This is a genomic window from Clostridium sp. RTP31139st1_H3_RTP31139_211217 (assembly GCF_040227035.1).
Taxonomy (GTDB): domain Bacteria; phylum Bacillota; class Clostridia; order Clostridiales; family Clostridiaceae; genus Clostridium; species Clostridium saudiense.
This window is the reverse complement of the sequence record NZ_JBCOAB010000018.1, coordinates 18,763-31,403: the sequence shown is the minus strand read 5'-3', so window position 1 is coordinate 31,403 and position 12,641 is coordinate 18,763. Positions and strand designations below refer to the sequence as shown.

The window sequence follows — 12,641 nt, the reverse complement described above, 5'->3', positions numbered from 1 at the left end:
TCTCCTCCCATTATCCCTAAGTAATATACCATAATTTAATTATATCAAATTTATCACTACATTAATACTTAATATAGATATAATATTAATAACTATTATAGTCCTTTATAATAATTAATTAATTCCTCTTTAGTATTAATTCCCATATTTTGTGGTATTGTTAATTCATTAATATCTTTTCCTTTAAGCTTACCATCTACTATATACTCTTTTTCCAAAAACTTTTGTCCCCATGTTGCTATCTTATCTATTTCAGGTGTATCAACATTTAATATCTCTGCAAATGATTTTAAAATACATAAACCAAATTTTATATCTTCAATAAAATATCTTGAAGATTTATCTGGAATATATCCCCCATCTATTTTAACCATAGGAGAATCAATTCCTATAAATCCAGGAGCTGTATTTATCTTTTCACTTAATTCTTCTGCAGTATTTATATTATATCTTGACTTTATTTTTTCAATATCCCTAGGATCAAAATCACCATTTTCGTTAAATGCATTAAAAATTGCTTCTAACTCCTCATCTAATTTTAATAACTCTGTAGATGCTAAAGTTCCCCACTCCTCATAAAAATATGGATTTCTTTCATAAATATGTTCTCCCTCAACATAATCATGGAATAATTCATATAATCTTGAAGGATGCATAGTAGGATTAGAAGGTGATAATGTTATTGCTAAATATGAATTTAACGGAATACATGGAATATCTATAAAATTACTCATATCTTTAGCAACCTTTTCAGAATATTCTCCTGGTATAACTCTAATTTTCATAAATGGATTTTTTTGCTTTAACAAAACACTTTCGCCATACTTTTCAAGTCTAATAATGGACGGTACTCTTTGAGTTCCAAAGAATATACATCCTTTATCTAAAAGCTTATCTATTAAATACTCTTTTCCACCAAAGCCTGGAATTGCACCAACAACTGCGCCTTTCTTTAAATAAGGAAGTATTGATTCTATTGTCTTTTCCATCATAAATGAAGGATATGTAATTAATATGTAGTCAGCATTACTAACAGCCTCCTCATAACTACTTGTTATACAATGTAAAGTTATATGATGTGTTATATTTTTTTCCTCTTCAATTAAAGCAATAGTATCATTAAATGCTTCTGGTTTAGAAGTATGCAACCAAACCTTATTTTCATGTTTCATTGAAATATATGCAGCTAAATATGTTCCTATATTTCCTGCACCTATAATACAAATATTCATTTTTATCCTCCTACTTTTATTTATCTTAAGTCTTTTATAATTATATATTATCATCTTTTACATTAATAACTTGTATATTTTCTGTAAACTTTTACTTGTTAATTATAATAAAATATAATAATATCCAATATTGGCGTTATATAATTTCACATACAATCATTTTATACTATCACATAATAATATTTTAATTAATTATAATTTATATTTATTATTTAAAATCACACAAGGTAGAAAAAACTCATATCTTGTAATATAACAATAAATATAGGTATATTATATGACTTTATCAACTATACATTTCATTTATATATTTTTTACAATTTTAATACTAATATCGATTTTCAGAAAAAAGGACATAACTATAGTTTGTGTCTTTGGTGTTTTATCAATAGCTCTATATAGCAGTAAATCTATACCACTATCTATAATTTCCGTGTTTAATGGATTCTTATATGCTATAACAGAATTATTGCCTATTATTTTAATAATATCTATCATTACTGCTTTTAGTAAATTATTATCTGTAACTGGCATAAACGAAGCCATAGTATCACCATTATCAAAACTAATAAAAAATAAATATATAGCTTATTGGGTTATTGGAATAACAATGATGATTATTTCTTGGTTTTTCTGGCCTTCTCCTGCTGTTGCATTAATCGGTGCAGTTTTAATTCCAGTTGCAAAAAAAGTTGGACTCCCAAAGCTATCTGCTGCAATGGCTATGAATCTATTTGGACATGGAATAGCATTATCAAGTGATATTATAATTCAAGGCGCCTCTAAATTAACTGCTAACGCTGCTAATATTAGTATTAGCTCTCTTAATTCAACTCTTATTCCCCTAGAAATAGTAATGGGAATTACCACCACTGTAATCGCTTTTTTTATAGTTTTGAAAGATATCAAAAAAAATACTGTTTCTCAAGGTTATTCTGAACAAACAACACAAGAATTTAGTAAATCGGCTTCAAATATAATCAAGCTATCCAAAAAGCAAAAAAACTTATACGCTTTATTAGTTTTTGCCGGATATCTTTTAGATATTATATTAATGATAGTATTTTCTTTAACTGGAGGCGATGCAACCGCTTTAGTCGGCGGTACTACCTTATTTTTGTTGATTATAATTTTTCTTGGAAACTATAAATTTAATAACATGAAAGAAATAACTCCATATATTGTAGATGGTTTTCAATTTGCTTTTAAGGTATTTGGTGCTGTTATCCCAGTAGCAACATTTTTCTATCTTGGTGGAAATGGCTTTGAATCAATTATAGGAGATATATTGCCTGCCAATTCTAATGGTATTATTAACGACCTTGGAATTGCACTTTCTAATGCAGTACCATTAAATAAAGCAATTGCAACAGCAACTGTTTCTAGTGTAGGTCTACTTACCGGTCTTGATGGATCTGGCTTTTCCGGTCTTTCATTAGTAGGTTCATCTGCAATGCTTTTCTCTCAATCAATGTCAATAAATATTTCTGCCTTAGCGTCAATAGGACAAATATGTACAATTTGGATTGGAGGAGGCACATTAATCCCATGGGCATTAATCCCAGTAGCTGCAATCTGTGATGTTTCCCCTTTTGATTTGGCTCGAAAAAATTTATTGCCTGTATCCATCGGACTAATTGTAACAATAATTTTTGCTATAATATTTTTTGTATAAAACTTAATACTTTATCACATGGTTGTATGATTTTTGTACAACCTTTTTCATTATATTAAACCATTTTTTTCTAATTATGTTTTATTATTAAATAACTTTTGTTAAAATTTACTTAACAATTATTGCAATTAATTATTTTATACTTTATAATAAGTTATAAATTACTGTTTTATATTTTTATTTCAAACTTTTTTAACAGTAGTTAATTCTATTTTATGTTTAGGGGGATATTATGAAACTAGAAGTGAAAAATATACGAAAAAGCTTTTCTGGAAATGAAGTACTTCACGGAATTTCTTTTTCTGTTGAAAGTGGTAAGGCATTAGGTCTATTAGGTAGAAATGGTGCTGGTAAAACAACAACTATCAGAATATTGATGGACGTATTTAAATGTGATTCTGGTGAAATATTAATTGATGGTAAACCTTTTATACCTAAAAATCATCAAATTGGATATTTACCAGAAGAAAGGGGGCTGTATCCTAAAAAGAAAGTTACAGAACAAATCATATACCTTGCTTCATTAAGAGGTATAAGTAAAAAAGAAGCTAAAGAAAATACTTTAAAATGGCTTAAAAGACTAGGTATTGAGGAATATGCAAATAGGAAGCTAGACACTTTATCAAAGGGTAATCAACAAAAAGTTCAATTAGCTCAAACTTTAGTTTGTAATCCTGAAATTATAGTTTTAGATGAACCTTTTAGTGGGCTTGATCCTGTAAATGCTCAAATTCTTAAAGATGTAGTAAATGAGTTAATTCAAAATAATAAAATTGTTATTTTTTCTAGCCATCAAATGAGCTATGTAGAAGAATTTTGTGAAGACATAGCTATAATTAATAAAGGTAATATTGCATTAAGCGGTAATTTAAAAGATATAAAAAAGGATTTTGGAAAAAATAGACTTATATTAAGTGCAAGTAACTATTCTCTAGAAGAACTAAAAAAAATATTTGAAGAACAACTTACTAATTTAGTTAGTATTTACGAAGTAAAAAAAGATTTTTTAGTATTAGAACTTTGTGAAAATACTACTAAAAATAACTTATTAAAACATATTTTAACTACTAATATTGATATTGAAAAATTTGCAATATATGAACCTACATTAACTGATATTTTTGTATTAAAGGCTGGTGATGAATAATGAAACAATTTTTAAATGTATTAAGCTTTGAATTAAGTAACTATTTTAAAAACAAGGGATATATGATTACTACAATTCTTTTTTCTATATTATTGATAATAGGATTATCTTTACCTTCATTTTTTAATATGTCTAAACTTATTCCTCAATTAGACCAAAACTCTACAGAAAGTATTGAGTCTGTAGAAGAAATCTCTGAAGAAGATAAAAAAAGCTTTGTAATAATAGATAATAATAATATTTTTGAAAATTTAGATATTCTTGAATCAGCTTTCTTAAACTCTAAATGGACAAAGGTTACTAGTTTAGATGAAGCCGAAGAATTAATTAAATTAGAAAATGTAGAAGCTGGTTTTTCAGTTGATAGCTTAACTAAATATTCATATTTAGTTAATAATTCAGGATTTACAGATACAAACCAAATGATTTTTGAAAATCTATTATCAAGCTTAGGCCAACAAGTTTATGCAAATGAACATAACTTAAATATAAATGATTTACAATCTGTCATACATCCCTCATTTGATTCTGATGTTACTATCCTTGGAAAAGACAGTGCTAATAACTTCTTTTATGTATACATCTTTATTTTTGCAATGTATATGATGATTTTATTATATGGACAACTTATTGCAGTTGCTGTAACATCTGAAAAAAGCAATAGAGCCATTGAAGTCTTAGTTACAAGTGCAAATAGCAATAGCCTTATTTTTGGTAAAGTAATAGCTGCAGCTTTAGCTAGTTTTATTCAAGTTGGAGTAATTCTTGCTTCTGGAATGATAACTTATTCCCTAAATAGTAAAGCATGGAACGGCCTTTTAGATGGCATATTTAAAATTCCATCAAATATATTATTAACTTTTATTATATTTGGTGGTTTAGGATACTTCTTCTATTCATTTATATTTGGAGCTTTAGGAGCATTAGTTTCTAAAACAGAAGATATAAGTTCTAGTATTGGACCTATAACAATGATTTTCGTTATTGTATTCTTTATAAGTATGTTTGGATTATCAAATAGTGATAGCTTACTTATCAAAATTGCATCATTTATTCCTTTTAGTTCTTCAATGACCATGCTAATAAGAGTTGCAATGGGAACTGTATCTAATTTTGAAATTGTAATTTCATTTATTATTTTACTAGCTTCAACTATCTTAACAGCTCTTGCATCTGCTAAGATTTATAGATTAGGTACTTTAATGTATGGTAATCCAATTAAGCTTAGAAATGCTTTAAAATGGTTTAAAAAAGAAAAAATTTCTTAAAATATAAGGAGCATGATTAATTTACATGCTCCTTAATAATAAAACTTACTAATTAAATAGACCCTTTATTTTATCAATTAATGACTTATCACTTTTATCTGATTTATTCTCTGTATTCTTAGTGCTTGAATCATCTGTTGTCTTATCAATATCTGAACTTTCAATAGCATCACTTCTCATTATAAATTTAACAGATCCTTTCATATCACTTGTTAATCCTGAATAAACACCATAATCCTTTGCCATTTGCACTAATTCATCCTTTGCTTGACTAAATCCATCGATACTATCTAAAGCTTCACTTCCTAAATCATTGATTTTGTCTAATCCCTCATTCTTTAGCTTATCAACACCTTCATATAATGATTGTGTTCCACTTTTTAATTGTTCTGTTCCATTTAAAATCTTTTCTGAGTTATTTTTTAATGTTCCTGTACCTTCTGCTAATGTCTTACCTCCAGTTGCTAAGGCACTTACCCCTTGACTTAATGTTTTTCCTCCACTAACTAACTCCTTTGTTCCATCATACAGTGCACCTAATGCTGAATCTATCTTCTTTGAATTTGTATTTAATTCATTAGCTCCATTTGATAATTGATTACTTCCTATTGCTAAATCACTTACTCCATCAGCTAACGTCTTACCTCCACTTGATAATTGATTTGTTCCATCATATATTGATCCTATTCCGGAATTTATCAACTTTGAATTGGTGCTTAATTCATTAGCTCCATCTAACAATGTATTACTTCCTTCACTTAAAGCTGTTGTACCATCTAATAAAACTCCTGTACCTGCCGCTAATTTTTGACTTCCATTAGATAAATCTCCCATGGCAGAATTTATAAGTTTAGAATTATCATTTAATGAATTAGCCCCATTTAACAATGTATTGCTTCCACTCTTTAAATTACCTACACCACTTTGCAAGCTTGATGTTCCTGCTAATAAAGACTTACTACCATCATATGCTGAGCTTATTCCATTACTTATAGCTTGTGCTGCTGCATTTAAAGAATCCCCATTTGATGATAATTGCGATAATCCAACTTTAACTTCTGCAGATCCACTAGCTAAATTTCTTAAACCATTTTCTAGCTCATTTGCTCCACTTGCTCCTGATTGAAGTGCAGAAGATAAATTTGTTAATCCTTCGGTTTGACCATCTGCAATTGCTTTAATTTTAGCGCTATATTCTCTAAGCTCTTTTGATTGAGTAGGATCTATTTTTTCAATTGATGTAGCCATTGTATAAATCGACTCTGCAATTTGCTTTAAGCTACTTGTAGTATCTTGAAGCTTTCCAATTCCATCTCCAGCTCCTTGCAATCCATTATTTAATTCTGTCATACCACTTAATGCAGATGATATACCACTATCTATTGAATCATAATTTTCATTTAAACTACTTACGCCTCCTACATACTCATTAACTTTAGAAGTAAATTCTTCTTGTGAAGACTTTAAAGTTCCAAGTCCACTACTCAATTCTGTAGCACCTTCATTTAAACTTTTTGATCCCTCTTCTAAATTAGATACTCCTTCATCTAAATTTTTAGCTCCATCAGCTAAACTTGATACTCCCAAATCAAATTCTGTGTATTTTCCTTGTAATTCACTTACACCTGAATTTAATGCAACTGCTCCATTATTCAATGTTGGTACACTATCATTTAATGTATTAATCCCCTCATTTAAAGCACTTGCACCTGTTGCTAATGATGATATTCCAGCATCAAATTGTGTATATTTATCCTTTAACTCACCTGCTCCACTATTTAATGTATTAACTCCACTTAATAATGTTGGTACACTACCACTTAAAGTATTAATTCCACTATTTAAAGTGCTTGCACCACTTGCTAATGATGATACTCCTTCATCAAATTTATCATAATTCTCTTTAATTTGACCTGCTCCACTATTTAATGAATTTACTCCACTTAGTAATGTTGGAACACTTCCATTTAAAGTATTTAATCCATTTCTAAGTTCAATAGCTCCACTATTTAATGTTCCTACTCCTGCATTAAATATAGAATAATTACTTGCTAATTCTGTTTGTCCATCTAATAATTCCTTAGATCCACTTAATAAATCTTCTCCACCTTTTTGTAGATCATTTAATGATGTCCTTAAATCATCCAAACTATCAATACCTTCAATTTCATCTATATCTTCACTTGATGTAGTAGCTAAAACCATTATCGCTGGTATCTCAAAATTATTAGTTTCACCTGTAATTTCAAATGAATCAGATAAATCAATACTACTGCTACCTAATAAGTCATCTAATACATCTCCCAAATCTAAAGATTCTTTTAATCCTGGTATTGTTACAAATGTTACTAAGGAATTATTCCCATCATTAATAACCTTACCAGAACTAACTTCCACATTACTAAAGTTACTATTAGATAAAGTAAGTTCTGCTGCAGTTAACAATGGTAAATAAATATTTCTCTTTTCATTATTTATAAATACTGTCTTACTTTGATTATTAGTTATATTAACAGAAATCTTAAACTTACCACTTTCCCCCAAAACCTCATTTGGATCAACCTTCTTACCATTAAACTCATAATTAACTGATATTGTTATTGGTAATTGATTATTACTTTTACCCTGATAATAAAGTTCATTAGAATCAATATTCCAACTTAATTCATCTCCATTTTTAGTTGGTTCTTCATCACCTTTTACATTCTTAACATCACTTAATGTAGACTTATCTGTAAATTGCCCTAAATTTTCACTTCCTTTAATCCAATCACTAACAATTTGCTCTGTCGGATTTCCATTTTCATCTAATATAACATAAACAGTTTCATCCTTTTTTATATCTTGAGCGAAAACTACTGAATTTGATGTAACTGTTATTAATGCAACTAAACATGCTAATTTTTTTGATAACCCTTTTCTCATATCTCTTTTCCCCCTTCAACACACTCTACAAAAGACTTACTTGTCTTAACTATTAATTTTTCACAAAGCAATAATATTCCTGGCAATATAAATAGAATTACAACCATACTTATAATTGCGCCCCTAGCCATTAATGTACATAATGAGCTTATCATTTCCATATCTGATATAATTCCAACCCCTGCTGTTGCCCCAAAGAAAGTTAAAGCACTAGTTACAATTGATCTTGATGAACTTTGAAGTGCTATTGTCATTGCTTTTTTCTTATCCGAATTTAATGCTAACTCTTCTTTAAATCTAGAAGTTAATAATATCGCATAATCTACAGTTGCTCCTAATTGAATAGTTCCTATGACTATTGATGATATAAATGGAATGCTTGTACCCATATAGAACGGAATACCCAAATTTATAAAAATAGCTAATTCAATTGCTAAAACTAATAATATAGGTATTATTGCTGATTTAAACACAAATAGTATTATTACAAATATAGCTAAAATTGATGCTACACTAACCCGATTAAAATCACTATCTGCTATTGTAATCAAATCTTCTGTTAATGGCGCCTCACCACCAACTAATCCATCTTTATCATACTTTTTAACAATATTGTTTATTTCCTTTAATTGAACTTCTACCTCATCAGATGCTGCCTTATACTCTGAATTAAGCATTATTTCTTCATATCCACCATTTTTTATTTTCTCTAACAAATCACTTGGTATGAAACTTTGAGGAATTCTAGGCCCTAGTAAATCTTCTAAACCTACTACTGAAGTAACCCCATCAACACCTTTTAACTCATCAATCATTGCATCAACCTTATATGCTTCTAAATCATCTCTTACTAAAATTATGTTAGTAGACATCATGTTATATTCTGACTTTAATTTATTATTAGCTACAATAGAAGGTAAATCCTTTGGAAGTGATTCATCTAGGTTATAATAAACCTCCGTATTATTATTTCCTATAATAGCTGGTATCAAGATAATTGCACCAATAATTACAAGAATCTTGTGATGCTTTATCACAAAGGCAGAACTTTTTTCAAACTTAGGTAATAAAGTCTTGTGTTTATATTTGTGAATAAGCTTATCAAATGTTAATATCATTGCTGGCAATACTGTTATAGTGCATATAACACCAAATACAACACCTTTAGCCATTACAAATCCTATGTCTTTTCCAAAACCTAATTCCATAATGCATAACGCTAGGAATCCAGCGACTGTTGTTAAAGAACTACCTGCAATAGATGCTATAGTTTTTTCTATTGCTACCGCCATAGCTTCAGTCTTATCTGGCTGACTTTTACATTCTTCATCATATCTATTTAGTAAGAAAATTGAATAATCCATCGTTACAGCTAATTGTAATACTGCTGACAATGCCTTTGTTATATAAGAAATTTCACCAAATATAATATTTGATCCCATATTATAAGCTACTGCAATTCCTATACTTAACATAAAAATAATAGGAATTATAAAAGATTCCATAGTTAAGCTTAAAATTATTATTGATAAAATTACTGCTATTAAAATATAAATTGGTGTTTCCTTATCTGCTAAATCCTTTGTATCTTTTATTACTCCCCCTATTCCACTTAAAAAGGCTTGTTTGCCTGTTATACTTCTTATTTCCTTTATTGCTTTTTCAGTACTTTCACTTGCATCAGTGTCTTTTAACTTAACAATCATCAATGTTGAGTCATCTGAAAAAAGCATATCTCTTACTAAAGAAGGTAATATTTCCTTAGGAACAGAAATATCAAGTGCATCATCTATCCAAATTACATCTGATACTCCATCCACATTGGATACTTTTTCTTTAAGCTTAGCTACATCTTTATTTTCCATACCTTCAACTATTAACATAGCTAAAGATCCACAATCAAATTCATCCTTCATAATTTTTTGAGCTTCTCTAGTTTCTAGGTCATCAGGTAAATAACTTAAAATATCATAATTAACTTTTGTATTAAAATAACCTATTGCAGAAGGAATTAATAAAATTATTGCAACTATTAAAATTAAAATTCTGCTTTTGGCTATTGCTCGTGAAATTTTTTTCATAATGTTCCCCCCTCATCATTCTCTGATTTAAACTTTATACCCTATAAACTATTTTTTCAATTTTAGTTTTATTACTCTTTTTCTTAATTTAAAATGATTTATTCCATTTATGATGTTTCACAATAATATTCCTTTAATTTCCTTTCTTTTGCTCGCATTTCAACCTTCATCTTTTGTCACTCGTTTATTTGTCTCATTTCTCATCTTTTAATAAAATTCTGTTAATCAAAAGTTTACATCTTGTTAAACTTTTAAGACAAAAAAACTAATACTAATATTAGTAATTCATTTATGAACCACTAACATTAGTATTAGTTTTAATACATCTATATTCCTATATCTTTATTTTTTTCACTGCATCTCTTGTTACTAAAAGCTTTTCTTCCACATCTTTTATATTACTTCGTGCTATCCCTAAGAATAGCATATCTATGATGGCCAATTGTGAAATTCTTGAAGTCATAGCACCTTCTCTTAATGATTTTTCAACAAAAGGTACATGCAATGTTACATCAGAATATTCTTCTAAGCTATTATTTATACTTGCTTTTGTAATTACAATTAAAGGTATATTATTTTTCTTTGCATTTTCAGCACATAATATTACTTCTTTTGTATCTCCTGAATATGAAATAGCAACTGCAACATCTCCTTCTTCCATCAAAGCTGAAGAAGTAATTTGAAGGTGTGTATCAGAATGAGCAATACACCTTTTATTTATTCTGCTCATCTTATAATATAAATCTAATCCAACTAAATTTGACACCCCTACACTGAAAACATAAATATTTTTAGCTTTACTTAATAAATCAATAGCGTTATCTAATTCACATTCACTTATTAAATTTACAGTTTCATCTATTATTGTATGAATTGATTGCTTAACTCCACTAATAATACTTTTAGTACTTAAATCTCTATCTAAATACTCAAACTCCTCTTTATTTTTACTATTAGATAAACTAATAGATAGTTTTATCTTCATTTCATTTAAACTACTAAAACCTAATTTTTTAGAAAATCTTACTACTGTTGGTGCTGAAGTATTAGTTGCATCCCCTATTTCCTTTGCAGACATCTCAATAATATCATTATTATCATTAAGAAGATAATCAGCTATACGCTTTTCTCTTTCTGTAAAGCTTTCATAGTTTTGTCTTATATACTGCAATAAATTCATATTCTCACGTCCTATTTATTGTTAATAATATTAAAGTAAAATTTTTTACCTCCCTTTATATATTTTAATAAATAAAAATCATTCTGTAAAACAGATGCTACAACATTTGTTCTTCTATCGCTTGATTGATTTACCTTTAAAATTTGCAATTCACCCATATATCTTTTATATTCAATATTATCAATAGTAATATCTCCATATTTTTTATCAATGGTATTCATAGGATTTATAATATCATTATTTAATATTAATCTACTTTCAGCTGCTCTTATAGCATCTCTAGCTTCATCTGTTCTTGCCGAAAATGTTTCACCTAAAATTCTTTCTACAACCTTATCTCTTATCTTAAGCTCAATCTCTAATTCTATTGCTTCTTCATTTAAATCAGCTAAATCCTCAAGCTCTTTTATACTTGGTAAAGAATCGCCTATAAATACTGATTCATTATTTAAAGCAAATAAATGATTTGCCGCTTTCCTTACATCTAATCCCCTATGATCTTCTAATGTTGGTAATCCATCCATAAGAGGACTTCTTTTTCTGTTATTTGATTGAACAAATGCACAAGTTTTAATTCCTCTTTTATTAAGAATTTTATTCTTTTCTAACATACATTCCTCTGAAATACCTGTCCCTTTTCTAGGATAAAAATTATGAAGTGCATCTATATTTTTATAGTCTGGATTATATTTATCTAATTCTAAAAGAAAATCTTCAGTTACAGTTGATGCATTAAGCTGTATTTTAATATTACAATTATTCTTACTCATTCTAGATATCTCTTTTGGAGTATATCCAAAATCTATTCTAATAGTTTTAACCCCATAATTTCTTAATCCTTCTAAGTCCATATTTTCTAACTCCAAAAATTTGAATGTATTTGGAGAAATATCACTTATTATATCCATTTCATAACCTTTAGCTATATTAAAAAATTCATTAACCTCTTTTTTTAATATTTCATAATTTGCTTCTGGTATGTGTAAAGATGTAAATATTCTTGTAAAACCTAATTTTTTTGCTTCACTTAACAATTTTATATTTTCTTCCATAGTGTTATCTAATCCAAAATAAACTGAAATACCTAAACTCATAATAATCCCTCCTAATTTAACTAAGTATAATTTAAGGGT

Annotated in this window: 8 protein-coding genes; 3 read left to right on the top strand and 5 right to left on the bottom strand. The window is 28.2% G+C overall.

The window, feature by feature from the left end:
- Positions 1 to 95: 95 nt before the first annotated feature.
- Positions 96 to 1,232, bottom strand: coding sequence for an NAD/NADP octopine/nopaline dehydrogenase family protein (locus tag ABUA17_RS09350; protein ID WP_042394942.1), 1,137 nt, complete (start codon positions 1,230 to 1,232; stop codon positions 96 to 98).
- A 277-nt stretch (positions 1,233 to 1,509) separates the two neighbouring features.
- Between ABUA17_RS09350 and ABUA17_RS09345 the strand changes: the two genes are divergently transcribed.
- The 3 genes from ABUA17_RS09345 to ABUA17_RS09335 all read left to right on the top strand — a co-directional run bounded on the left by ABUA17_RS09345 (position 1,510) and on the right by ABUA17_RS09335 (position 5,322).
- Positions 1,510 to 2,907: a TRAP transporter large permease subunit gene (locus ABUA17_RS09345; RefSeq protein ID WP_195951471.1), complete on the top strand. Its 1,398-nt coding sequence runs from the start codon at positions 1,510 to 1,512 to the stop codon at positions 2,905 to 2,907.
- A gap of 232 nt (positions 2,908 to 3,139) precedes the next feature.
- On the top strand, positions 3,140 to 4,054 hold the full coding sequence (locus ABUA17_RS09340; RefSeq protein WP_042394944.1) for an ABC transporter ATP-binding protein: 915 nt from the start codon (positions 3,140 to 3,142) through the stop codon (positions 4,052 to 4,054).
- On the top strand, positions 4,054 to 5,322 hold the full coding sequence (locus ABUA17_RS09335) for an ABC transporter permease (RefSeq protein WP_042394946.1): 1,269 nt from the start codon (positions 4,054 to 4,056) through the stop codon (positions 5,320 to 5,322). The genes ABUA17_RS09340 and ABUA17_RS09335 overlap by 1 nt, the downstream gene beginning before the upstream one ends.
- 48 nt (positions 5,323 to 5,370) lie before the next feature.
- On the opposite strand, the gene ABUA17_RS09330 is transcribed toward ABUA17_RS09335, so the two are convergent.
- The 4 genes from ABUA17_RS09330 to ABUA17_RS09315 all read right to left on the bottom strand — a co-directional run bounded on the left by ABUA17_RS09330 (position 5,371) and on the right by ABUA17_RS09315 (position 12,602).
- Positions 5,371 to 8,247: a YhgE/Pip domain-containing protein gene (locus ABUA17_RS09330; protein ID WP_195951469.1), complete on the bottom strand. Its 2,877-nt coding sequence runs from the start codon at positions 8,245 to 8,247 to the stop codon at positions 5,371 to 5,373.
- A complete protein-coding gene (locus tag ABUA17_RS09325; RefSeq protein WP_042394952.1) occupies positions 8,244 to 10,328 on the bottom strand; it encodes an efflux RND transporter permease subunit in 2,085 nt (694 codons plus the stop codon). The genes ABUA17_RS09330 and ABUA17_RS09325 overlap by 4 nt, the downstream gene beginning before the upstream one ends.
- A 334-nt stretch (positions 10,329 to 10,662) precedes the next feature.
- Positions 10,663 to 11,508: a MurR/RpiR family transcriptional regulator gene (locus ABUA17_RS09320; RefSeq protein ID WP_042394954.1), complete on the bottom strand. Its 846-nt coding sequence runs from the start codon at positions 11,506 to 11,508 to the stop codon at positions 10,663 to 10,665.
- Positions 11,509 to 11,519: 11 nt separating this feature from the next.
- The gene (locus ABUA17_RS09315) at positions 11,520 to 12,602 is read right to left on the bottom strand and encodes a MupG family TIM beta-alpha barrel fold protein (RefSeq protein WP_042394957.1); all 1,083 of its coding nucleotides are present in this window, start codon (positions 12,600 to 12,602) and stop codon (positions 11,520 to 11,522) included.
- Positions 12,603 to 12,641 lie beyond the last annotated feature (39 nt).